The organism is Pseudomonas sp. S2_A10 (assembly GCF_054668465.1).
On record NZ_CP162773.1, the window covers coordinates 1086721 to 1108928 of the forward strand.

At 61.4% G+C, this 22208-nt stretch carries 22 protein-coding genes; 9 read left to right on the forward strand and 13 right to left on the reverse strand.

The annotated features are described in order from the left end of the window. Positions 1-186: 186 nt before the first annotated feature. On the forward strand, positions 187-627 hold the full coding sequence (gene aroQ, locus AB4N41_RS05000) for a type II 3-dehydroquinate dehydratase (RefSeq protein WP_076564187.1): 441 nt from the start codon (positions 187-189) through the stop codon (positions 625-627). A gap of 5 nt (positions 628-632) precedes the next feature. Next, positions 633-1487 (forward strand): shikimate dehydrogenase, encoded by an 855-nt coding sequence (locus AB4N41_RS05005; protein ID WP_252876939.1) that lies wholly within the window; start codon positions 633-635, stop codon positions 1485-1487. Between the two features lie 118 nt (positions 1488-1605). Here the strand turns inward: AB4N41_RS05005 and AB4N41_RS05010 are convergent, their stop codons facing one another. Together AB4N41_RS05010 and quiC are read right to left on the reverse strand one after the other, a co-directional pair. Then, positions 1606-2283, reverse strand: coding sequence for a TetR/AcrR family transcriptional regulator (locus AB4N41_RS05010; RefSeq protein WP_016773079.1), 678 nt, complete (start codon positions 2281-2283; stop codon positions 1606-1608). Between the two features lie 102 nt (positions 2284-2385). Continuing rightward, a complete protein-coding gene (quiC, locus tag AB4N41_RS05015; protein WP_252876940.1) occupies positions 2386-4287 on the reverse strand; it encodes a 3-dehydroshikimate dehydratase QuiC in 1902 nt (633 codons plus the stop codon). Between the two features lie 361 nt (positions 4288-4648). On the opposite strand from quiC, the gene AB4N41_RS05020 reads away from it, so the two are divergent. Next, entirely contained in the window at positions 4649-5986 is a 1338-nt protein-coding gene (locus tag AB4N41_RS05020) for an MFS transporter (RefSeq protein WP_024014417.1), read from the forward strand. 130 nt (positions 5987-6116) lie between these two features. Here AB4N41_RS05020 and AB4N41_RS05025 read toward each other — a convergent pair whose 3' ends face one another. Then, complete coding sequence (locus AB4N41_RS05025) at positions 6117-6995, reverse strand: DMT family transporter (RefSeq protein ID WP_016773077.1); 879 nt, start codon at positions 6993-6995, stop codon at positions 6117-6119. Between the two features lie 390 nt (positions 6996-7385). Between AB4N41_RS05025 and ypfJ the strand changes: the two genes are divergently transcribed. Then, positions 7386-8270: a KPN_02809 family neutral zinc metallopeptidase gene (gene ypfJ / locus AB4N41_RS05030; RefSeq protein WP_133339134.1), complete on the forward strand. Its 885-nt coding sequence runs from the start codon at positions 7386-7388 to the stop codon at positions 8268-8270. Further along, entirely contained in the window at positions 8271-9224 is a 954-nt protein-coding gene (locus tag AB4N41_RS05035) for an alpha/beta hydrolase (RefSeq protein WP_252876941.1), read from the forward strand. Between the two features lie 133 nt (positions 9225-9357). Here AB4N41_RS05035 and AB4N41_RS05040 read toward each other — a convergent pair whose 3' ends face one another. From AB4N41_RS05040 to AB4N41_RS05050, 3 genes are all read right to left on the reverse strand, one after another. Next, the gene (locus AB4N41_RS05040; RefSeq protein WP_076564193.1) at positions 9358-9951 is read right to left on the reverse strand and encodes an HAD family hydrolase; all 594 of its coding nucleotides are present in this window, start codon (positions 9949-9951) and stop codon (positions 9358-9360) included. Continuing rightward, positions 9948-10817 carry an acyl-CoA thioesterase II gene (gene tesB / locus AB4N41_RS05045; protein WP_236168718.1) on the reverse strand — a complete coding sequence of 290 codons (870 nt, stop codon included), beginning with the start codon at positions 10815-10817 and terminating at the stop codon, positions 9948-9950. Before tesB ends, AB4N41_RS05040 begins: the two co-directional genes overlap by 4 nt. A 111-nt stretch (positions 10818-10928) precedes the next feature. Further along, positions 10929-11498: a GNAT family N-acetyltransferase gene (locus AB4N41_RS05050; RefSeq protein WP_252876942.1), complete on the reverse strand. Its 570-nt coding sequence runs from the start codon at positions 11496-11498 to the stop codon at positions 10929-10931. A gap of 82 nt (positions 11499-11580) precedes the next feature. Here AB4N41_RS05050 and AB4N41_RS05055 point away from each other — a divergent pair, with 82 nt between their 5' ends. Both AB4N41_RS05055 and AB4N41_RS05060 read left to right on the forward strand, forming a co-directional pair. Then, positions 11581-12501: a histone deacetylase family protein gene (locus tag AB4N41_RS05055; RefSeq protein WP_252876943.1), complete on the forward strand. Its 921-nt coding sequence runs from the start codon at positions 11581-11583 to the stop codon at positions 12499-12501. 293 nt (positions 12502-12794) lie between these two features. Next, complete coding sequence (locus AB4N41_RS05060) at positions 12795-14036, forward strand: TIGR03862 family flavoprotein (RefSeq protein WP_252876944.1); 1242 nt, start codon at positions 12795-12797, stop codon at positions 14034-14036. A gap of 204 nt (positions 14037-14240) precedes the next feature. On the opposite strand, the gene AB4N41_RS05065 is transcribed toward AB4N41_RS05060, so the two are convergent. From AB4N41_RS05065 to AB4N41_RS05085, 5 genes are all read right to left on the reverse strand, one after another. After that, positions 14241-15581, reverse strand: coding sequence for a DEAD/DEAH box helicase (locus AB4N41_RS05065; protein ID WP_041477749.1), 1341 nt, complete (start codon positions 15579-15581; stop codon positions 14241-14243). A 52-nt stretch (positions 15582-15633) separates the two neighbouring features. Next, the gene (yedA, locus tag AB4N41_RS05070) at positions 15634-16569 is read right to left on the reverse strand and encodes a drug/metabolite exporter YedA (RefSeq protein WP_252876945.1); all 936 of its coding nucleotides are present in this window, start codon (positions 16567-16569) and stop codon (positions 15634-15636) included. 324 nt (positions 16570-16893) lie between these two features. Further along, the gene (locus AB4N41_RS05075) at positions 16894-17499 is read right to left on the reverse strand and encodes a 3'-5' exonuclease (RefSeq protein WP_095181881.1); all 606 of its coding nucleotides are present in this window, start codon (positions 17497-17499) and stop codon (positions 16894-16896) included. A gap of 35 nt (positions 17500-17534) precedes the next feature. Next, positions 17535-18014, reverse strand: coding sequence for a LabA-like NYN domain-containing protein (locus AB4N41_RS05080; protein ID WP_056790604.1), 480 nt, complete (start codon positions 18012-18014; stop codon positions 17535-17537). Positions 18015-18301: 287 nt separating this feature from the next. Then, positions 18302-19063 (reverse strand): DUF2076 domain-containing protein, encoded by a 762-nt coding sequence (locus AB4N41_RS05085; RefSeq protein WP_252876946.1) that lies wholly within the window; start codon positions 19061-19063, stop codon positions 18302-18304. Between the two features lie 177 nt (positions 19064-19240). Between AB4N41_RS05085 and AB4N41_RS05090 the strand changes: the two genes are divergently transcribed. Both AB4N41_RS05090 and AB4N41_RS05095 read left to right on the forward strand, forming a co-directional pair. Further along, entirely contained in the window at positions 19241-19915 is a 675-nt protein-coding gene (locus AB4N41_RS05090; protein ID WP_016773061.1) for a YciC family protein, read from the forward strand. Between the two features lie 75 nt (positions 19916-19990). Next, positions 19991-21070 (forward strand): endonuclease/exonuclease/phosphatase family protein, encoded by a 1080-nt coding sequence (locus AB4N41_RS05095; RefSeq protein ID WP_252876947.1) that lies wholly within the window; start codon positions 19991-19993, stop codon positions 21068-21070. A gap of 11 nt (positions 21071-21081) precedes the next feature. On the opposite strand, the gene AB4N41_RS05100 is transcribed toward AB4N41_RS05095, so the two are convergent. Together AB4N41_RS05100 and AB4N41_RS05105 are read right to left on the reverse strand one after the other, a co-directional pair. After that, positions 21082-21507 (reverse strand): hypothetical protein, encoded by a 426-nt coding sequence (locus AB4N41_RS05100; protein WP_252876948.1) that lies wholly within the window; start codon positions 21505-21507, stop codon positions 21082-21084. A gap of 13 nt (positions 21508-21520) precedes the next feature. Beyond that, positions 21521-22093 (reverse strand): hypothetical protein, encoded by a 573-nt coding sequence (locus AB4N41_RS05105; protein WP_252876949.1) that lies wholly within the window; start codon positions 22091-22093, stop codon positions 21521-21523. Between the last annotated feature and the right edge of the window lie 115 nt (positions 22094-22208).

Consider the following 22208-nt stretch of genomic DNA (forward strand, 5'->3'; position numbering starts at 1 on the left):
AAAACGTAAGAAAAGCTGTCGTTACGTTTTGAAATTACGCTTGGCATGATCCCCCCTGTGCGATCACCGAACGAAAATTACAGCTCTTAAAGTTGTCCAATTGACCGATGTAACCATCTAGTACATTTTATCTCCACAGGCTGAACCCTCTCGGCCAATGCCAAAAACAATAAGTGGAGTTACCCCATGCCCCCTATCGTTCTGGTGCTTAACGGCCCGAACCTGAACCTGCTCGGCACCCGCGAGCCGGCGACTTATGGTCATGAAACCCTGGCGGATATTTCGGCGCTGTGTGGTCGCGCGGCTGACGAGTTCGGCCTGACCGTGGAATTTCGCCAGACCAATCATGAAGGCGAGCTGCTCGACTGGATTCACGCCGCGCGTGGTCGTTGTGCCGGGATCGTGATCAATCCGGCGGCGTGGACGCATACGTCCGTGGCGATTCGCGATGCACTGGTCGCCAGTGAATTGCCGGTGATCGAGGTGCATCTGTCCAACGTCCACGCCCGTGAGCCGTTTCGTCATCATTCGTTTGTTTCCGGCATCGCCACGGCGGTGATGTGCGGGTTCGGCAGCCATGGCTACCGCCTGGCGCTGGAGCATTTCGGTCAGCGGTTGCAGAGGTAAGAACCATGTCGCGTTCCAAGGTGATACTCGCCGGGCTGATCGGCGCCGGGATTCAGGCTTCACGTACACCGGCACTGCATGAGCACGAAGGCGATGCGCAGGGCCTGCGTTATCTGTACCAGCTCATCGACCTCGATCAATTGCACCTCGACAGCACGGCCCTGCACGACCTGCTGCAAGCGGCGGAGCGGATGAATTACACCGGACTGAACATCACTTTCCCGTGCAAACAGGCGGTCATCCCGCTGCTCGACGAATTGTCCCCGGAAGCACGCGGTATCGGCGCGGTCAACACCGTGGTGCTGAAGGACGGCAAGCGTGTCGGCCACAACACCGATTGCCTCGGTTTCGCCGAGGGTTTTCGCCGAGGTCTGCCGGACGCTGCCCGAGAACGTGTCGTCCAGATGGGCGCCGGTGGCGCTGGCGCGGCGGTGGCCCACGCGCTGCTCAGTGAAGGCGTACGGCAATTGACGATTTTTGATGTCGACCGCGAGCGTGCCGAGAGCCTGGCGAACAATCTGAATCAACATTTTGGCGCCGGTCGCGCGCAGGCGGGACGGGATTTGCCCGGGGCGCTGGCGCAGACCGATGGTCTGGTCAACACCACGCCGATGGGCATGGCCAAGCTGCCGGGTTCACCGGTGCCGGCCGGGTTGCTACGCAAGGCAATGTGGGTCGCGGAGATTGTGTATTTCCCGCTGGAAACCGAACTGCTGCGCGACGCCCGCGCCTTGGGCTGCCGCACCCTGGATGGCGGCAACATGGCGGTGTTTCAGGCGGTGAAGGCGTTTGAATTGTTCAGCGGCGTGGTGCCGGATGCGCAGCGCATGCTCGAGCATTTTCAGAGCATGAATGGCTGAACAACAGGGTAACTCTTGTGGGAGCGAGCCTGCTCGCGAAGGCGTCGATTCAGTCAACGAACAGGGCGACTGACACACCGCTTTCGCGAGCAGGCTCGCTCCCACAGGGGGGATCGAGTCAGGCCTTCAGGTAGCGCAACACCGATTCGCAGATCATCTCGCGGTGGCGCTGCTTGATGGTTTCGTCCGGCAGGTCGATCTGGAAGATTTCTCCCAGCGTGTGGCGGTTCGACACGCGATAGAAGCAGAACGAACTGATCAGCAGGTGCACGTCCAGCGCATCGATGCCACGCCGGAACAAACCTTCGTCCGCGCCTCGTTGCAGAATCCCGCCCAAGGTGTCGAGGATCGTGTTGTTCAGCGCCTTGATCGCATCGGAACGCTTTACGTACTCGGCGTTGTGGATGTTTTCGATGCTGACGATGCGCACGAAATCGACGTTGTGGTCATGGTGATCGAAGGTGAATTCCACCAACCGACGGATCGCCAGCTCGGGCGGCAGCTCGTCCAGGTGCAGGCGGTTTTCCGTGCTGCGGATATCGCCGTAAAGCTTCTCCAGCACCTCGACGTACAACTGCTCCTTGCTGCCGAAGTAGTAATAGATCATGCGCTTGGAGGTGTGGATGCGCTCGGCAATCGCGTCGACGCGGGCGCCGGACAAGCCCTGCTGGACGAACTCGACGATCGCCTCCTGGAGAATGTTTTCGCGGGTCTTTTCCGGGTTGTTCTTGCGACTCTTGCGCGGCACTGCGTCGGACTCGACAGCAGCGGCGGAAAGTTCTGAATTCATGGTCATCGCGGGCTCACGGCCATCACTGCACAAGCTGGCGATTATGGGCCGCGCGGGACAGTGAAGGAAGCCGCGCAGCCGGTGTTTAATCCCGCGTTTACGAATTCCCTACAACTTCGCCTGACGCACCGCACCGCTGCGGGATTTGGCCATCGCCGCCAGCCGCACCGCAACGTTGGCCGCGCCGTAGCCGGCATAGCCATTCTTGCGCTGGATGATCTCGAAGAAGAAACGCCCCTCGAACGGCTCGGTGTAGACGTGAAACAACTCGCCGCCCTGGGCGTCACGGTCGTAGAGCACGTTGTAATAGGCCAGCTCGCTGAGAAACTCATCGTCGAAATCGAAACGCGCCGCGAGGTCGTCGTAGTAATTCAGCGGGATGTCCAGCAGCGGCACACCGGCCTCTTTGGCGCGACTGACCTGGGCGAAGATGTCGTCACAATCGAAGGCGATGTGATGCACGCCGGAGCCGCGATAACTCGACAGCGCATGCGAAATGGCAGTGTTGCGGTTCTCGGAAATGTTCAGCGGCAGCCGGATCGAGCTGTCGCGGCTGCGTAGTGCGCGGCTCTTCACCAGACCGTACGGATCGGGCAGCACCACTTCATCGTCGGCTTCGAAATCCAGCAGGCTTTTGTAAAACAGCACCCAACTGTCGAGGCTGTCCGCCGGCAGTGCCATGGCCATGTGATCGATACGCTTGAGGCCGCCGCCGGTCTGCGCGTCCGGCAACAGATTGAAATCGGTGCCGTACACGTCGGCGTCCTCATCGACCAGATAAATCAGGCTGCCGTCCGGTGCGCGCACCGCCGCCAGCTCCAGTTCATTCGGCCCGACCAGGCCGCGATAGGGCTGCCCCTTGTAAGCGACGGCGCGGGCCAGCGCACTGGCGCTGTCCTTGACCCGCACGGCCGTGGCGCACAGCGACGGGCCGTGGGCTTCGAAAAAGCTGTGGGCGAAGGAATACGGCTCGGAGTTGAGGATCAGGTTGATATCGCCCTGACGCAGCAGGCTGACGCTCTTGGAGCGATGCTGCCCGGCCTTGGCGAAACCGAGGCGTTGCAGCCAGTGACTGAGCTTAGCGCCCAGCGCTTCATCGACGGCAAATTCGAGAAATTCCACGCCGTTGTATTCGCTGGCCGGCGGCGTTTCGAAAAGAATTTCACGGTTGGCCACCGGCGGCGCTTCCTGCTCGAGACGCTGACGGGTCTTCTCTTCCAGATACAGCAGCGAGCGCAATCCGTCGGCGGCGTTGGCTCGCGGGGGCGCGGCGCGGAAGCCGTCGTTGAAGATTTCCAGCGACAACGGCCCGGTATAGCCACTCTTGATGATCGGTGCGAGGAAACCCGGCAGATCGAATTCGCCCTGCCCCGGGAAACAGCGGAAATGCCGGCTCCACTCCAGCACATCCATGGCAAGGATCGGCGCGTCGGCCATTTGCACGAAGAAGATCTTCTCGCCGGGAATATCGGCGATCGCGCTGGGATCGCCCTTCAGCGACAGGGTGTGAAAGCTGTCGAGCAGCACGCCGAGGTTGGGGTGATCAGCCTGACGGACGATGTCCCAGACCTGTTGATAAGTATTGACGTGACGGCCCCACGCCAGCGCTTCGTAACCGATGCGCAAGCCACGGGCGCCGGCGCGTTCGGCCAGCAGACGCAAATCATCGACGAGGATTTGTTGATCGCCGACACTGTCCGGCGAGGCGTTGCTGCAGACCAGCACCAGGTCGGTGCCAAGTTCCTGCATCAGGTCGAACTTGCGCTCGGCACGCTCAAGGTTGCGCGCCAGGCGATCGCGGCGGCAGCCTTCGAAGTCACGGAACGGCTGAAACAGAGTGATGGCGATCCCCAGATCGGCGCACATCTGTTTAATTTCCCGGGGACTGCCGTCGTAGTACAGGAGGTCGTTTTCGAAAATCTCCACGCCGTCGAACCCGGCGGCGGCAATGGCTTCGAGTTTTTCCGGCAGGGTGCCGCTCAAGGAAACGGTGGCAATGGAACGCTGCATGTTTCAACTCCCGGACTGCGCCGCTTTATCTTTACTGTAGGAGCTGCCGAAGGCTGTGATCGTTTGATCTTGATTGCCAAAACAGCAAAATCAAAAGATCGCAGCCTTCGCCAGCTCCTACCGGGGAATGGGTTTTTATAGTGAGGGAAATTATTGGCTGCATCCCTGCGCGCAGCAATTTAAAGTGTACTACCCGGTTAGTTTTGCGTGCGATTATCGAACACTAAGGCGATTTGGCGAATTGACGATTTTTTGTTCACTGCCCAACATCGGTTGCACATCGAGTCCGGCCACTAACCACCGGGCAAGGTGTTCGACAGAAAAGAACACCAAATAACAAATCCAAAAACGGGTGGAACACATGATTCCTTCACAGACTTCCCGCATGGCTCCGGCCATGAGTACTGCCACGGGTGGCATTGGCGACAAGATCCGCGGCGCCATGGCCGTCGGCAAGACCCGCTGGGGCATGCTGGCGCTGGTGTTTTTTGCCACCACCCTCAACTACATCGACCGCGCCGCCCTCGGCGTCATGCAGCCGATCCTCGCCAAGGAAATGAGCTGGACGGCGATGGACTACGCCAACATCAACTTCTGGTTCCAGGTCGGCTACGCGATCGGGTTTGTCCTGCAGGGACGACTGATCGACCGGGTCGGCGTCAAGCGCGTGTTCTTCTGCGCCGTGCTGCTCTGGAGCCTGGCCACCGGCGCCCATGGCCTGGCGACCTCGGCGGTCGGCTTCATGGTCTGCCGCTTCATCCTCGGCCTGACGGAAGCGGCCAACTACCCTGCCTGCGTGAAGACCACGCGCCTGTGGTTCCCGGCCGGTGAACGTGCAGTCGCTACCGGCATTTTCAACGCCGGCACCAACGTCGGCGCGATGTTCACGCCGATGCTGCTGCCACTGGTCCTGCATGTGTGGGGCTGGCAAGCGGCGTTCCTGTGCATGGCGGCACTGGGCGGCATCTGGCTGCTGTTCTGGGGCTTGAAGTATTTCAATCCGGAAGATCACCCGACGGTGAAGCAGTCGGAACTCGATTACATCCAGCAGCAAGTCGAACCGGAACAGGCCCGCGTGCCGTTCAGCAAGATCCTGCGCATGCGCGGCACCTGGGCCTTCGCCCTCGCCTACTCGCTGACCGCGCCGGTGTTCTGGTTCTATCTGTACTGGCTGCCGCCGTTTCTCAATCAGCAATACAACCTCGGCATCAACGTGACGCAGATGGGTATTCCGCTGATCATCATCTACGTCACGGCTGACTTCGGCAGTGTCGGCGGCGGGATTCTGTCCTCGTTCCTGATCGGTCGCGGCATGAACTCGATCAAGGCGCGGCTGCTGTCGATGTTGCTGTTCGCCTGCTGCATCATCGGCGTGGTCATGGCCGCAGGATCAGCGAATCTGTGGGTGGCGGTGGCGGCGATCTCGCTGGCGATCGGCGCGCATCAGGCCTGGACTGCGAACATCTGGAGCCTGGTGATGGACTACACGCCCAAGCACATGATGAGCACGGTGTTCGGCTTCGGCGGCATGTGCGCAGCGATCGGCGGGATGTTCATGACCCAGATCGTCGGCCACATCCTCACCGTCACCAACAATAACTACACGGTGCTGTTCACGCTGATCCCGGCGATGTACTTCCTCGCACTGACGTGGATGTACTTCATGGCACCGCGCAAGATTCCGACTGTCACCGAATAACCTGCCTGCATACATCCCATTGTTGGAGCGAGCCTGCTCGCGAAGGCGTCACGTCAGCCACTGAATATGGCGACTGACACACCGCTTTCGCGAGCAGGCTCGCTCCCACAGGTGCACCGGGATCCGCTCTTCAGCGCCGGCTCTGCTGCCACGCTGCCGCCAATCCGCTGCAACAGATCACTGCGATACCGATCACCGTCAACCCGCTCGGGGTGTGATTGAACAGCAGCCAGCCCAACAACCCGGCAAAGACGATCTGGCAATAGCCGAACGGCGCCAGCAATGCCGGTGCGGCGTGACGGAAGGCCTGGGTCAGGAACAGATGCGCCGTCATCCCGCAACTGCCCAGCGCCAGCATCAGCGCGGCGTGAGTCCACGTCGGCACTTGCCAGAAGAACGGCACCAGCGCGCTCATCACCAGGGTATTGCACAGCCCGGCAAAGAAGTTGCTGGTGGTCGGGCTGTCCACTTCGGCGAGCTTGCGCGTCAGCAACTGGTAGAAGCAGAAGAACAGCGCCGAGCAGAACGGCAACAGGATCGCCGGGGTAAACAGCTCACCGCCCGGGTGGACGATGATCAGCACGCCGATGAAGCCGCAGATCACCGCGATCCACTGCCCGCGCGTCACCCGTTCCTTGAGCAGCGGCACCGACAACGCGGTGACCAATACCGGTGCGAGAAAGTTGACCGCCGTGGCTTCCGCCAGCGGGATGTACAGCAGCGCCGTGGTGAAAAACAGGCTGGTGCCGAGCAGGCACAGGGCACGGGCGAGCTGCCATAACGGTTTTTTCGTGCGTAGCACACGCAAGCCGGACTGCGGCAGGAAAATCCCCGCCATCAACAAGGTGTGCACCACATAGCGCGCCCACACCACCATCACGATCGGATAAAAACCGGAGAGGTATTTCGACAACGCGTCGTGGCTGGAAAACAGGAACGTCGCCACGACAATCAGCAGAATCCCCTTGAAGGGCTGGTTGACACCGGAGAGCGGGGTGCTGACGGTCATTGGCAATCTCTGAAAAAAATACCCGGGCGAGCGTTCGCGGGCGGCAATCGTTGTGGCAATCATAGTCGGCTGAGCTTTCAGCAACCGCACAGGTTGTACTCTTCTTCGCCGGAATACCGCCGCCAGGCAAAACCTTGAGGCAAGATTCCCGCCACTTCGGCGCCCGGCCAGTGTGCAACATCACAGACTGCCGTCGAAACAGCGGGTTCATGAATTCGACGGAAGAAATTCCACTCGGGATTGAATTCACGGCCCGCTCGACCGTCAATACCAGGCCCGCACCATGTGGGCGCGTGTGCATGGACGGACGACCGGACTGGCGCCACACTCACACAGCGGCAACACTCATCACCAGCAGATTCATCACCGGCAATAAAAGAGGATTCCCATATGCTATGGAAAAAAGGCCGACGCAGTGACAACGTCGTCGACGCCCGGGGTGATGATGCCGGCGGTGGCGGCGGCATGCGCTTCGGTGGCGGCAAGGGTCTGAGCCTGACCGCTATTGTGCTGATTGTCGGCATCGGCTGGCTCACCGGCCAGGACCCGCTGCAGATCCTCGGCCAGTTGACCGGGCAGATGGAGCAGCCGGCGGCCACCTCGCAAACCCGCCAGGCGCCACCGGCCAATGATGAACAGGCTGAATTCGTCCGCTCGATCCTCGGCGACACCGAAGACACCTGGGGCCCGATCTTCCAGCAGGCCGGGCGCCAATACAAAGATCCGACACTGGTGCTGTTCAGCAATCGGGTGAACTCCGCGTGCGGCATGGCCACCTCCGCCACCGGCCCGTTCTACTGCCCGGCCGACCAGAAGGTTTATCTGGACATGGCCTTCTTCCAGGAAATGTCGCAGCGCTTCAAAGCCGCCGGCGATTTCGCTCAGGCCTACGTGATTGCGCATGAAGTCGGCCACCATGTGCAGACGCTGCTGGGCGTCTCGGCGAAGATGCAGGCGGCGCGTCAGCAAGGCCGGCAGATGGAGGGCGACGGCGGCTTGCTGGTTCGCCAGGAATTGCAGGCCGACTGTCTCGCCGGCGTCTGGGCGTATAACGCGCAGAAACGCCTGAACTGGCTGGAACCGGGCGACATCGAGGAAGCCTTGAACGCCGCCAACGCCATCGGCGATGATCGCTTGCAGCAACAGGGTCAGGGCCGTGTGGTGCCGGACTCGTTTACCCACGGTACGTCAGCGCAAAGGGTGCGCTGGTTCAAAACCGGATTCGCGCAAGGCCAGGTAAGCCAGTGCGACACCTTCGCGGCGAAAACCCTGTAAATGCATAAATGGCTTGTGGCGTTACTGTTCATCGTCGGCACCGCGCAAGCGGCCGGCGTCGATGCGATCAGCCCCGGTCGCCTGCAACTCAAGGCCGGGGAAATGGCAGTGGGCATCGGCCCGGCACCGGAAAAGATCGAGCGGGTGCTGATCGTCCTTCACGGTCGCCTGCGCAACGCCGAGACCTACCGCAAAAGCGCGGAAAGCGCCGCCGAACTCGCCGGGCAGACCGCGCACACGCTGGTGATCGCTCCGCAGTTTCTCAATGAAAGCGACGTCACGCTGTATTCCTTGCCGCCGACGGTGCTGCGCTGGCAGGGCAACGAGTGGATGGGCGGCGGCTTGTCCACCGGGCCGAATCCGCTGAGTTCCTACGCGGCGCTGGATGAAATAGTCGCGCGGGTCAGCGATCGCAAACAGTTTCCGGACGTGAAGCAGATCGTGATTTTCGGCCACTCCGGCGGTGGTCAGGTGGTGCAGCGTTACGCCCTGCTGGCCAAGGATCAGCCGGCGCTCAAGGCCAACGGCATTCGCTTGCGCTATGTGGTGGCCAATCCCTCTTCTTATGCGTACTTCAACGAGCAGCGGCCGGTGGCGTTCGATCACGCGCAATGTCCTGGTTTCAATCGCTGGAAGTACGGCCTGGCGGACATGCCGGTGTATGCCGGCGGGCAAACGCCGTTGCAGGTCGAGAGCGCTTACGTCAAACGCGAGGTGATTTATCTGTTGGGGCAGCAGGATGTCGACCCGGAGCATCCGGCCTTGGACAAGAGCTGCGCGGCCGAGGCGCAAGGGGCTTACCGCTTGATGCGCGGGAAGCTGTATTTCGGTTATTTGCTGCGTCGCCATCCTGAGGGGGTCAATCAGCGGCTGGTGGAGGTGCCTGGGGTCGGGCATGACGGGGATGGCATGCTGACGTCGGCGGAGGGGCAGAAGGCGTTGTTTGATCAGTGAGTTTTTTGCTGAATCCACCGGCCCCTTCGCGAGCAGGCTCGCTCCCACATTTGGAATAAATGCCACATTTGGCATGCATTCCCCTGTGGGAGCGAGCCTGCTCGCGAAGGCGTCCTATCAGACAACAACCATCTCAGGCCTGCAGCATCCGCCGCAACTCAACACAATCCTTCGCATGCCAATCGGTCAACTCCGGCCACGGGTTATCCGGCAGATTCACCAACACCGTCCGCGCCCCCGCTGCCCGACCGCAATCCAGGTCAAAGCGGTAATCACCGACCATCACCATGTCACTGGCCGGCACCTGCCAGGCTTCGGCCAGTTTCAGCAAGCCGCCGGGATGCGGCTTCGGCGGTGCTTCATCCCGGCCCAGCACATCCTCGACCGCAAAGCAGTCGGCCAACCCGATCGCCTCCAGCGTCACGTGCGCCAGCTCCCGCGCATTGCGCGTGAGAATGCCGAGGCGATAACCCCGCGCATGCAGGTCACGCACCAGCTCAACCGCGCCGGTGGCCGGGGTCGAGCCCAGTGCCAGATCGCGTTCATGCTCGAGCAACCAGGCATGCTTGGCCGCCGCTTCATCCGCTGGCAATGCGGCGAGGTGGGTGAGGATGTCGTCCTCCGGCGGAATCGCCAGTGCCACCCGAATCGCCGCGAAATCATGCACGGCGACGGTCAGCGTGCCGTCCATGTCGAATACCCAATGGCGAACCGCGGTCAGGCTCATGCCCAGTCCTTGCGATGGCGGATCAAGCCTTCCTGAGTCACCGAAGCGACCAGTTGCCCGGCACGGTTGAACACGCTGCCACGGGAAAAACCACGGGAGTTGCCGGCCCACGGGCTGTCCATCGCGTAGAGCAACCAGTCATCGGCGCGCAGATCGTTGTGGAACCAGAGCGCGTGATCAAGGCTGGCGACCTGCATGTCCTTCTGCCAGACCGACTTGCCGTGGGGCAGCATCGACGTGGTCAGCAGGCCGAAGTCCGAGGCATACGCCAGCAGGTATTTGTGCAGCGCCGGGATGTCGGCCAAGGCGCCGTCGGCGCGAAACCACACGTACTTCAGCGGATCGGCCGGTTGCGGGTTGTACGGATCCTTTTCGGTGACCGGGCGTACTTCGATCGGTTTCGGGCACAGCAGTTTTTCACGCATGTGCTCGGGAATCAGGTGCGCACGCTGCTGAATCAGTTCCAGCTCCGAGGGCAGGTTTTCCGGGCCGACCACCACGGGCATCTGGCCCTGATGCTCGAAACCTTGTTCGTCGTACTGAAACGAAGCGCTGCACGTGAAGATCGGGTGGCCCTTCTGGATCGCCGTCACGCGGCGAGTGCTGAAGCTGCCGCCATCACGCACGCGATCAACCGAATAGACCACCGGCAACTTGGCATCGCCCGGGCGCAGGAAATAACCGTGCAGCGAGTGCACATGACGCGCCTCTTCCACCGTCTGACTGGCCGCCGACAGCGACTGGCCGAGCACCTGACCGCCGAACAACTGGCGGAACCCCAGATCCTGGCTGCGACCACGGAACAGGTTTTCTTCGATCGGTTCCAGGGTCAGCAGATCGACCAGATCTTCCAGCACTTGGCTCATTCAGACTCTCCTCACACAAAGCAATGGCCGCGCAGTCTTGGCTGCGGCGGACGATTCAGGTTCTGGCACGGGCCAAATACGATGGCGGCCATTGTAAACGTCCGTGTCGGCTTATTCATGCAAGGTTTGCAGCCATTGTTCGCGGCTGATGCGATACAGGATATGGCGGCGTAACGGGTGATCAAGCGCAAGCTTGGGGTGATCGAAATCATCCTGCGGGTCGTGATGCATGCCGATCGCCTGCATGACCTTTTCCGACGGCGCGTTCTGCTCGGCGGTAAACGAGACGATTTGCGCCAGCTTCAACTGGTCGAAGCCCGCGCGCAGTGCCCTCCACGCCGCTTCACTGGCGTAACCCAGGCCCCAGTGCTCCTTGGCCAGACGCCAGCCGATTTCCACCGCAGGGGTAAACGGCGCATCGAAGCCGACCACGCCGAGCCCGGTAAAACCGATGAATTCGCCCGTGTCCTTGCGCTCCAGCGCCCACAGGCCGAAGCCATGCTCGGCAAAATGCCCGCGCACGCGGCCGATCAACGCGGCGCTTTCGAGCCGGCTCAGCGGCGCCGGAAAGTAGCGCATCACCTGCGGATCGGCGCACATCGCGGCGAATGCCGGCAAATCCTCGTCCTGCCACTGACGCATCAACAACCGCGCGCTTTGCAGCTCCAGTATCGGCTCCATCGTCCCCTCCATTTCCATGCCGTTGAGTCTACATCGCTGGTAGGATCGTTCATTCTTTCCCTGGTTCTGCGCGAAACAAGCCATGCCCTTGCCGTTGATCTATCACGAAGACTACAGCCCCGAGTTTCCCGCGGATCACCGCTTTCCCATGGACAAGTTCCGGCTGCTGCGCGATCACCTGGTCGACAGCGGCCTGACCCGCGACGCCGACTTGCTGCGCCCGCAGATCTGCCCCAACGACATCCTCGCCCTCGCCCATGACCGCAGCTATATCGAACGCTACATGAGCGGCGAGTTGTCCCGCGAAGACCAACGGCGTCTCGGCCTGCCGTGGAATGAAGCGCTGGCGCGGCGCACCGTACGCGCGGTGGGCGGTTCGATCCTCGCCGCAGAGAAAGCCCTGGAACATGGCCTGGCCTGTCACTTGGCCGGCGGCACCCATCACGCTCACTACGATTACCCCGCCGGGTTCTGCATCTTCAATGACCTGGCGATCATCAGCCAGTACCTGTTGCAGAGCGGCCGGGTCAATCGCGTGCTGATCTTCGACTGCGACGTGCATCAGGGCGACGGCACTGCGCGGATTCTGCACGACACGCCAGAGGCGATTACTGTTTCCCTGCACTGCGAAAAGAATTTTCCCGCACGCAAAGCCGAAAGTGACTGGGACATTCCGCTGCCCAAAGGCATGGGCGATGCCGATTATCTGCAGGTGGTCGATGACACGCTCAATTACCTGTTGCCGCTGTATCAACCGGATCTGGTGCTCTACGACGCCGGCGTTGATGTGCACAAGGACGATGCCCTCGGTTACCTGCATCTGACCGACGAGGGCGTAGCCGCGCGCGATGAGCGGGTGATGCGCCATTGCCTGGGCCGCGATATTCCGGTGGTCGGGGTGATCGGCGGCGGCTACAGCAAGGACCGCCACGCCCTCGCCCGCCGCCACGGCATCCTCCATCACAGCGCGCAACGGGTCTGGGATTCACACGGCTGTCATTGAAACATGCTGCGTTACCCACAATCGCTGTGGAACTGCCTGTGGATAACCTGCGCGAAAGGGACTGCAGGCCATGCTGCCCAAGGCGCCCAGCGCACTGTTTATTTTTTAACCAGCCTCGAAATACACCGCAGCCCCGGTGGGAGCGAGCCTGCTCGCGAAAGCTTTAGCACCCACAACATCTAATTGACTGACAGACCGCGTTCGCGAGCAGGCTCGCTCCCACATGATGTCTCCCACAGGGTTCAGCGCTGTTAGAATGCGCGCCTTGTCCCGCCATACCGCAGTGCACAGCCATGACCCAGAATTCCGCCGCCGCCAACACCCACGTCGCCATCATCGGCGGTGGCCCCGCCGGCCTGATGGCCGCCGAAGTGCTGAGCCAGGCCGGAATCCGCGTCGACCTCTACGACGGCATGCCCTCGGTCGGGCGCAAATTCTTGCTGGCCGGGGTCGGCGGCATGAACATCACCCACTCCGAAGCCTATCCGGCGTTCCTCGCACGCTACGCCGAACGCGCACCGCAAATCTCCCCGCTGCTGCGCGCATTCGATGCCGATGCGCTGTGCCAGTGGATTCATGAACTCGGGATCGAAACCTTCATCGGCAGCTCCGGCCGCGTGTTCCCCACCGACATGAAAGCCGCGCCACTGTTGCGCGCCTGGCTCAAACGCCTGCGCGACAGTGGCGTGGTTATCCACACACGCCATCGCTGGCTCGGTTGGAACGCAAGCGGCACATTGCGCATCGCCAGTCCGCAAGGCGAAATCAGCGTAAACCCCGACGCCACCCTGCTCGCCCTCGGCGGCGGCAGTTGGTCGCGCCTGGGCTCGGATGGCGCGTGGATGTTGCCGCTGGAGCAGCGCGGCGTGGATCTGGCACCGTTGCAGCCAAGCAATTGCGGCTTCGAGGTGCAGGCCTGGAGCGAGCTGATGGTGAGCAAATTCGCCGGCGCGCCGCTGAAAAACATTGCCATCGGTTTGAACGACGACATCCCGCGCTTGGGCGAATGCGTGATCACCGCGACCGGCATTGAAGGCAGCCTGATCTATGCGCTGTCGGCGCCGATTCGTGAGGAAATCAATCGCTATGGCGCAGCGGTTATCCACATCGACCTACTGCCCGGCCGGCCTGTGGATAAATTGCAGGCGGCGCTGAGCAAACCACGTGGCTCGCGCTCAATGGCCAAGCATCTGCACAGTCAGGTGGGGATTGATGGGGTTAAAGCAGCGTTGTTGCGCGAGCTGACCGATGCCGAAACCTTCGCCGATCCGGCGCTCCTGGCGCGAGCGATCAAAGCGTTGCCGCTGACACTGGTGAAAACCCGTCCGCTGGATGAAGCGATCAGCAGTGCCGGTGGCGTAAGGTTCGAAGCGATGGATGAGCGCTTGATGCTCAAGGCGCTGCCGGGGGTGTTTTGTGCGGGCGAGATGCTCGACTGGGAAGCGCCGACCGGAGGCTATTTGCTGACCGGGTGTTTCGCCAGCGGGCGCGCGGCGGGGTTTGGGATGTTGGAATGGTTACGGCGCGGGAACTGAGTCGCCCCTGCCCCTCACCCCAGCCCTCTCCCCAAGGAGAGGGAGCCGACCGAGGTGTCTGGCGTCATGCATCGACCTGAGCGATCGTGTCGATTATGCATTCACATCTGATATATCAGGTCGGCGTAACTCACAAGCATCCCCCAATCAGTCCCCTCTCCCCTCCGGGAGAGGGTTAGGGTGAGGGGCTTTTGATCTTTGATCTCAAGGCTTGCGCTTGCGCGGTCCAGTATTGAACACCGGCACTTTGCGCACTGGCTTGATCGATGGCTCCGGTGCCGAGGTCTCGCCGCTGTCGACCCACTTGCCCAGATTGCGCTTACCACCGCCACCGCCCGACGCTTTCGGCTTCTTCGGTTTTTTCGGTTTCTTGATCACCTGACCGCTGGCATCGGTGTCCGGCACGCGGTGCTCGGGTTCGAAATCCGGCTCGTTCTGGCGCTTCAGGTTCTGCCGCGTCAGCATTTCGATGGCCGAGAGCATGTTCACTTCATCGGCACACACCAGCGAGATCGCCTCACCGGTGGCACCTGCGCGGCCAGTGCGGCCGATGCGGTGAATGTAATCCTCGGCGACGATCGGCAGATCGAAGTTGACCACCAGCGGCAGGTCTTCGATGTCCAGACCACGGGCGGCGACGTCGGTCGCGACCAGAATCTGCACTTCGCTGAGCTTGAAACGGTCCAGCGCGCGCTGGCGCGTGGCCTGCGGTTTGTCGCCATGGATGCCGTCAGCATTCACACCGAGGCCCTGAAGTTTTTCCACCAGCGCATCGACGCCATTGCGGGTTTTGGCGAACACCAGCACCTGCTTCCACTTGTTCTTGCGCATCAGGTGCACGAACAGTTCAGCCTTGCGCTTCTTGTCTACGGTGACGATCCACTGCTTGACCGTGTTGGCAGCGACGTTGCGCGGGCTGACTTCGACGCTCAAAGGATCATTGAGCATCTGCCCGGCAAGCAGGCGGATGTCATCGGAGAAGGTCGCGGAAAACAGCAGGGTCTGGCGTTTTTTCGGCAGCATGCGGTAAATGTTCGCCAGTTCTTCGGAGAAGCCCAGGTCGAGCATACGATCGGCTTCATCCAGCACCAGCGTTTGCAGTTGATCGAGTTTCAGCGCGTTCTGGCGGAACAGGTCGATCAAACGGCCGGGTGTGGCGACCAGCACATCGACGCCGCCGCGCAGCTTCATCATCTGCGGGTTGATGCTGACACCGCCGTACACCGCGTACGTGCGCAACGGCAGGTTTTCCGCGTACTGGCGCACGGCTTCGTGGACCTGCTCGGCCAGCTCGCGGGTCGGCACCAGAATCAGCGCACGCGCCGAATTGGCGGTGACTTTCGGCCCTTCCATGGTCAGCAACTGCAACAGCGGCAAAGCGAAACCGGCAGTTTTACCGGTGCCGGTCTGGGCGGCTGCCATCAGGTCACGACCGGCCAGCACCGCCGGAATGGCTTGCGCCTGCACCGGCGTCGGGGTCTGGTAGCCGAGCGTCTCGAGGGAGCGCAGCAAGGGTTCGATCAGGCCAAGGGAGGCGAAAGTCATGGGAGTACCGTAGGAAAAAATGACGCGGGGATGCAATGCCGCGCAGTTTACCCTAATTCGTACGCGCTTCCGTCGGAACGGCTTTCGCCTCTTCCACGGGTGGCTGCGCAGGTCGACGCCACTGCGGCAGGCTGATCAGCAGCACGGCGCTGATGATCACCAGCATCGCCAGCGCTTCTTCGATGCCGATGGTCTCGCCGACAAACACCACACCGAGCAACACCGCCACCGCCGGGTTGACGTAGGCATAACTGGTCGCCGCCGCCGGGCGCACGTGTTTGAGCAGATACATGTAGGAATTGAAGGCGATGATTGAGCCAAAGAAGATCAGATAGGCCAGCGCCAGCCAACCCTCGAGCGGCGGCATGGCTTGCAGGTGCTCACCACTGACGGCGCTGCCGATCAGCAGCACCACACCGCCAACCAGCATCTCCACCGCACTTGCCATGGCGCCCTGCGGCAACGGCAGATGTCTGCTCCACACCGAACCGAACGCCCAGGTCGCCGCCGCGAAAATCAGCAGCGCCGCGCCCAGCGGACTCGATTGCAGGTTGGAACCCATGTTGAGCATGGCGATGCCGATAATCCCCAACGCTACCCCGGCCCACTCAAGACGCGTATTACGCGCACCCCAGAAATATCCACAGAGCAAGGTGAACAATGGCACCGTCGCCACCGCCAACGCCGCCACACCCGAAGCCACGCCCGTGTGCTCGGCCACACTCACCGCGCCATTACCAAAACTGAGCAGCAAAATGCCGATGATCCCCGCCGCTTTCCACTGCGCCCAGGTCGGCGCCGGTGCCCCGCGCCAACGCAGAAAGGCGTACATCAACGTACCGGCGATCACGAAGCGCACACCGCCGAGCATCAGCGGCGGCCAGTACTCGACGCCGATGCGGATCACCAGATAGGTCGATCCCCAAATCACATACAGCGCAAAAAACGCAGCGATCAACGGCAGGGAAAAACGGCGCAATGCAGGCATGGGCAGCTCGACAGTCAGATTCGGTGAACGGTTTATTCTAGAAAGGCTGCCGCGCAAAAATAAGTTACAAAACCTGTTTATCGCGCCGGTACACTTTTGCATGAAAGCAACTGAGACCGACAAGGTCCTTGTGGGAGCGAGCCTGCTCGCGAAAGCGGTGTATCAGTCACAGTTGCGTTGAATGACACACCGCATGGATCGTTCCCACGCTCCGCGTGGGAATGCCTCAACGGACGCTCTGCGTTCGGCTTTGAAAGGGACGCGGAGCGTCCCGGGCTTCATTCCCACGCAGAGCGTGGGAACGATCAGTCGGAGTACCCGGGATCAGCGATAACGCTGCAGATGCTCGCCGACTTTTGCGGCAGGGACTTTCTGCAATTTGCACAGCAGGTCGTGATTCAACTCGCGCACTCCATGTTTGCCCCGCAGCTCTTCAGCCAGATGCGCCATCAGATTGGCGGCCATCTCGGCGTCGGCCATGGCCCGGTGAGCCTGGCCGGTGTGCGGCAACTGCGCGAACGTGGTGAGCGTACCGAGCTTGTGATTCGGCGCCGCCGGCATCAGGCGCCGCGCCAGCAGCAGTGAACAGGCGAAATTCTGCAGGCGTGTGCGTTTGATCCGCCCCAGTTCGAAATCCCAGAACTTCTGGTCGAACGAGGCGTTGTGCGCCAGCAACGGCGTGCAGCCGACGAATTCGTTGACCTCTTCCATCACCCGCTCGGCCGGCGGCGCGGTGCGCAGCATGGCGTTGCTGATGCCGGTCAGTTGCTCGATGAACGCGGGGACGCGCACGCCGGCGTTCATCAGGCTCTGGTAACGCTCGACGATGCGGCCGTTTTCCAGCATGACCACGGCGATTTCCGTGGCGCGGCAGCTGCTGTTCGGCGACAGGCCGGTGGTTTCAAAGTCGATGACTGCAATGCGTTCCAAACCGGGGTGTACTCCGTTCAAATCTATTGTTCAGCTCAGCTCTTGAGCAACAGTGCGCCTTCGATCGGCACGTAGCGGCTGGCGGCGCGGATCAGCGAGTTGGCGGTCAGGCCGGGGACGCCGTAGGCCACCGCTTGCACGCCGTGCTTGTTGATGATGCGCTCGAGCAGCATGTCGAAATCGCCGTCACCGGAAGCCAGCACCACTTCGTCGACGTGGTCGGCGGCGTCCATGATGTCCAGGGTAATGCCGACATCCCAGTCGCCCTTGGCCGAGCCGTCGCTGCGCTGGATGTAGGGCTTGAGCTTCACGGTGAAACCGAGGTTGCGCAGGATCTGCTGAAACTGTTGCTGCTTGCTGTCGCCACGGTCGATGGCGTAGGCGTAGGCCTCGACGATCTGCCCGTTCTTGCTGATGTCCGCCCACAATGCGGCGTAGTTGAAGTGGCAACCATAGGCCTGACGCACGGTGTAGTAGAGGTTCTGCACATCGGCGAACACTGCGATTTTTTTCACCGGAGTTCCTGTGGGCGCGCAAGCGCACGAAGCGGGGTCAGGCGATCAGGCCTGAAAAAGGCGCTCAGTATGCCAGCCAAGAGAAAGATTCAGCGAATAATCACCGGCTGGCGCCGAGATGTCCCTGACAAACGGTGTTGTGGTGAGGGGATTTAGCGAAACGTCGCACCGCCCCGCTGGGCTGCGCAGCAGTCCTCGCTTTAACCAGGAAAAGCGGGGGCTGCTGCGCAGCCCAGCGGGGATGAATCCCCTCGCCACAGGGTGCATGTCAGCCTTCAGAGGCTATGTCAGACAAAGGAGTCGTCGTCATCGAAGAACGACGAATTGTCGCTGCTGTAATCGGCGTCGCTGAAACCGCCCTGGTCATTGCCAGAGAAGCCGTTGTCCGCCACGCGCTGATCATCGCCCCAGCCGTTGTTGCTCTGGTCGGCGACTTGCGCCGGTTCTTCCTTGATGACCTCGACGATTTCTTCCGGTTGCTGATTGTGGTGGAACAGGCTGCTGATGCCCTGCGCCAGCATCACACCGCCGGCCACGCCAGCGGCGGTTTTCAGCGCGCCGCCGAGGAAGCTGTTGCCCGCCGCCGGGGCTGCCTGCTGCGCATAGTTGGGCGGCGCGGCGCCGAAGCTCTGTTGTGGCGCCGGTGCCTGGTAGCTCTGCTGCGGTGCCGGTTCACGCCAGCCGCCGGAGGACGACGGCGCTGCGCTCTGGCTCGGCGCCGGACGCGAACTGCCGCCGCCAAAAATGCTCGACAGGAAGCCACCGCCGCCGCTCGCCGATGGCGCGCCGCTCTGGGCCTTGGCCGATTGCAGCTCGGCCTGCAGGCGCTGGACTTGCTGGGTCAGCTGCTTGTTCTGCTCATCGAGGCTTTTCAGCGCGGCCTCTTGCACCAGAATCGCCTGGGTCATGAAATAACCTGCCGCCGGTTGGCGCGTCAGGTGTTCCTTGATCCGCGCCTCGGCCTGGGCGTCGCGCGGGGCTGCCTCCGTCTCGGCCTGTTGCAGCCGGGAAAACAGTCCATCGATCAGGGTTTGCTCTTCGCTGTTCATGGCGACCTCGTAGATTGCCGGTAATAACGTGCCCGCGCCCACTCTGGGCGTGGTGCTCTCCTGTAATGGAGACAGTGACAAAACGTTTCAATGACCTTTACCGAATGTTTACGTTTGTGTCGCCCCGCGTTGCATCGGTTAAAGTGAGCCACTGTTTTCGACCTGCGATACCGACTGATGAATGCCCTCGAAGTACTGCGCGACTCTTTGTATTTTTTCAAACGCCATCTGGGCAGCATCGTGCAGTTGTGCCTGCCGCTGGTGATCGTCGAAGCTTTCTTGCAGCAGGCGGTCGATCACGCCACCGGGCCGGACACCTTCGCCGGAGTCAGCATCATCGTCGGCCTGCTGGTGTATCCGCTGTACACCGCCGCGCTGATCCTGTTTCTCGATGCGCGCAGCCGTGGCGAGTCGCCGCGCAACCGCGACCTGCTGGCGATGGCCGCAACCCTGTGGCCACGCTTCGCCGTGCTGACCGCGCTCAATACCTTGCTGATTCTGCTGGGCCTGTCGCTGTACTTCCTCCCGGGCCTGATGCTGATGGTCATGCTCGCCTTCGCTGAATACCTGTTGGTGCTGCGCGGCCTCGGGCCGTTGCAGGCGATGAAGGAAAGCCTGCGCCTGACGCGCGGGCACTTCTGGCGCATCCTGCTGTGCATTCTCTGCGTAATGACTCCGTTGTGGTTGCTCAAGGGCGCGACGCTGGCGGTGTACCCCGAACCGCAGAATCCGCTGATTGCCGGGCTGATCGACAGCGCTCACAGCTTTCTGCAACTGTTCACCAGTGTGGTGCTGTTCCGCCTGTTCATGCTGATCAGCGAATTGCCTGACAAACGTAACGGAGCGGTCTGACCGCGCCGTGCTTGGGCTTCGCGGCTGCCGTCAGGTATGCTCGGGGCCACTTCCTGTAACGCTATAAGCCGAGCCATGACCCGTCTGCTGCGCTACACCCTGCTTCTCGTCATCCTTGCCGTCGTCCTGTTCGGCGTACTGCTGTTCAGCCTGACCTGGCGCCCCGATGCCCGCGAAACCCTGCCGGTCCGTTGCAGCACCACGGCGCCGACGCTGGTGCCGGGGCAAGCACTGAAAGTCATGACCTGGAACGTGCAGTTCCTCGCCGGCAAGCGCTACGTATTCTGGAATGACCTGGCTCAGGGCGACGACGAAGCGCCGACCGCCGAAGACATGGCCTTCAGCCTCGACGAAGTGGCGCGGGTGATCCGCGACGAACAACCCGATGTGGTGCTGTTGCAGGAGCTCGACGACGGCGCCAAGGCCAGCGATTACCAGAATCAGCTAAAGCTGTTGCAGGAACGTGTCGCCGATCTGTACCCGTGCAGCAGCAGCGCCTTCGACTGGAAAGCCGATTTTGTCCCCGAGCCACATATCTACGGCAGCGTCGGCCGCCAGTTGGCGACGTTGAGTCGCTATCGCATCGAACACGCCGAACGCCTGCAACTGCCCGTGGCCCCGAGCAACTTCATCAGCCGCCAGTTCCAGCCCAAAGACGCTTTGCTGGCAGTCAAACTGCCGCTCAGCGATGGCGGACAACTGACCGTGTTCAACACCCATCTGCAGCGCGCCAGCGAGCCGGACGGCCACTTGCAGGCGCAAGTCGCCGCCGTGGCCAAGGTGCTAGACAAATATGAAAGCCAAGGCCTGCCCTGGCTGATCGGTGGCGATTTCAATCTGCTGCCGCTGGGCCAGTACCGGCGCCTGCCCGTGGAGCGTCGCACGCCCTACTCTGCCGACAGCGAACTGCATCTGCTGTGGGACAAGTACCCGATGATCCCGACCAACAATGAAGCCGGCGGCATCGACCGGGCCAAATGGCTGACCCATTACCCCAACGACCCCGGGCTCAACGGCCCGGATCGCACGGTGGATTATCTGTTCTACAGCCCGAAGCTCAAACGCCTGCAAGCCCAGGTGCGACAGGACGATACCTTGCGCATCTCCGACCACTTGCCGGTGATTGCGCGCTTCTTGCTACCCGCTGCGCCATAAGCGCTCTGCCCTTAGAAGCCGGGCGGAATGTAACCGGGGACAAACCGGACGCCCAGGCACTTGCCATGCAGGATTCGCCCGTCCTCGATCAGGAACTGTGCAATCTTCTTCTGTTGATCGATCTTCGCCTGCAATTTGCAATCGGAACTGTGCCCAACTTGCTGATAATGCTCGGTGTACACCATGCCGTTGCCGGTATGGGTCATCGAAGTGCCAGCCGCTTCGGTGGTGGTCCAGCTCGCGGACTTGTACCAGGTCAGCACGGCCAAGGGTTCGCCATTTGGGCCAATTTCTTTTTTCATCGAATCAGGCGTGCCGAACAGGTCCAGTGCTTCCTGGAGATCGCGGCCTTCCCAGCGGCTCTGCGCGATAGTGCCACAACCGCTCAAGAGCAATCCTGCCACCAGGTTTGCCAGCCACAAACGTGTGTAAGTCATTGGATGCCCCGGCTTATTTCTTCAGTTCGAGCAGGCTGTCGATGTTGTCCATCATCTGGCTCTTTTGCTGAATCGGCGCGAGCTTGAAGAACATCTGCTGCAGCATCTCGATCATCTGCAGGTATTCCATCTTGCCCACGGCGGCCATGTCGTTTTTGGCGCGACTGCCAGAGGCGCAGGCAAACTTCAGCGCTTGCTGGACCCAGAACTCTTTGGGGGTCTGCCATTGATTGGCAACTTTCAGATGACGCATGGTGTAGGCAAGACGCTCGATGGACTGGCCATTGATAAAACGCACCTTGCCCGTAGAGCATTGGGCTTCGAGGTTGTAGACGTCGATCATCGGTTTGCCCGGCTCTTCATACACCAGGGTCACTGCGACCATGGTTGCGCCTTTGGTTTTCTGCGAAGGCACGACCGAGGTGGCATCGGCGACGTACATGATGTTTTTCTGGGGCACGCCGTTGCCGTAGATAATCCACCAGTCGCCAATCGGGTTGGACTCTTCGGCCATTGCCGGATCAGAGGCGGCCAGCAGCGCAGCCGACAAGAAGATCAACTTCTTGAACTTGAAGAAAGAGCTCATGGGCAGTTCCGTTCCTTGGGCGCAAGTTGTCAGGCAACAAGGCTTGATATTGTTCAGGCGGCGATTTTGCGAGCCTGAACAACCAAGGGCAATTAGCACGGATGGGCTAATGGCG

Coding starts and splice junctions, on each gene's coding strand:
- aroQ (WP_076564187.1), top strand. CDS start 187: ATGCCCCCTATCGTTCTGGTGCTTAACGGCCCGAACCTGAACCTGCTC.
- AB4N41_RS05005 (WP_252876939.1), top strand. CDS start 633: ATGTCGCGTTCCAAGGTGATACTCGCCGGGCTGATCGGCGCCGGGATT.
- AB4N41_RS05010 (WP_016773079.1), bottom strand. CDS start 2,283: ATGACCATGAATTCAGAACTTTCCGCCGCTGCTGTCGAGTCCGACGCA.
- quiC (WP_252876940.1), bottom strand. CDS start 4,287: ATGCAGCGTTCCATTGCCACCGTTTCCTTGAGCGGCACCCTGCCGGAA.
- AB4N41_RS05020 (WP_024014417.1), top strand. CDS start 4,649: ATGATTCCTTCACAGACTTCCCGCATGGCTCCGGCCATGAGTACTGCC.
- AB4N41_RS05025 (WP_016773077.1), bottom strand. CDS start 6,995: ATGACCGTCAGCACCCCGCTCTCCGGTGTCAACCAGCCCTTCAAGGGG.
- ypfJ (WP_133339134.1), top strand. CDS start 7,386: ATGCTATGGAAAAAAGGCCGACGCAGTGACAACGTCGTCGACGCCCGG.
- AB4N41_RS05035 (WP_252876941.1), top strand. CDS start 8,271: ATGCATAAATGGCTTGTGGCGTTACTGTTCATCGTCGGCACCGCGCAA.
- AB4N41_RS05040 (WP_076564193.1), bottom strand. CDS start 9,951: ATGAGCCTGACCGCGGTTCGCCATTGGGTATTCGACATGGACGGCACG.
- tesB (WP_236168718.1), bottom strand. CDS start 10,817: ATGAGCCAAGTGCTGGAAGATCTGGTCGATCTGCTGACCCTGGAACCG.
- AB4N41_RS05050 (WP_252876942.1), bottom strand. CDS start 11,498: ATGGAGCCGATACTGGAGCTGCAAAGCGCGCGGTTGTTGATGCGTCAG.
- AB4N41_RS05055 (WP_252876943.1), top strand. CDS start 11,581: ATGCCCTTGCCGTTGATCTATCACGAAGACTACAGCCCCGAGTTTCCC.
- AB4N41_RS05060 (WP_252876944.1), top strand. CDS start 12,795: ATGACCCAGAATTCCGCCGCCGCCAACACCCACGTCGCCATCATCGGC.
- AB4N41_RS05065 (WP_041477749.1), bottom strand. CDS start 15,581: ATGACTTTCGCCTCCCTTGGCCTGATCGAACCCTTGCTGCGCTCCCTC.
- yedA (WP_252876945.1), bottom strand. CDS start 16,569: ATGCCTGCATTGCGCCGTTTTTCCCTGCCGTTGATCGCTGCGTTTTTT.
- AB4N41_RS05085 (WP_252876946.1), bottom strand. CDS start 19,063: ATGAACAGCGAAGAGCAAACCCTGATCGATGGACTGTTTTCCCGGCTG.
- AB4N41_RS05090 (WP_016773061.1), top strand. CDS start 19,241: ATGAATGCCCTCGAAGTACTGCGCGACTCTTTGTATTTTTTCAAACGC.
- AB4N41_RS05095 (WP_252876947.1), top strand. CDS start 19,991: ATGACCCGTCTGCTGCGCTACACCCTGCTTCTCGTCATCCTTGCCGTC.
- AB4N41_RS05100 (WP_252876948.1), bottom strand. CDS start 21,507: ATGACTTACACACGTTTGTGGCTGGCAAACCTGGTGGCAGGATTGCTC.
- AB4N41_RS05105 (WP_252876949.1), bottom strand. CDS start 22,093: ATGAGCTCTTTCTTCAAGTTCAAGAAGTTGATCTTCTTGTCGGCTGCG.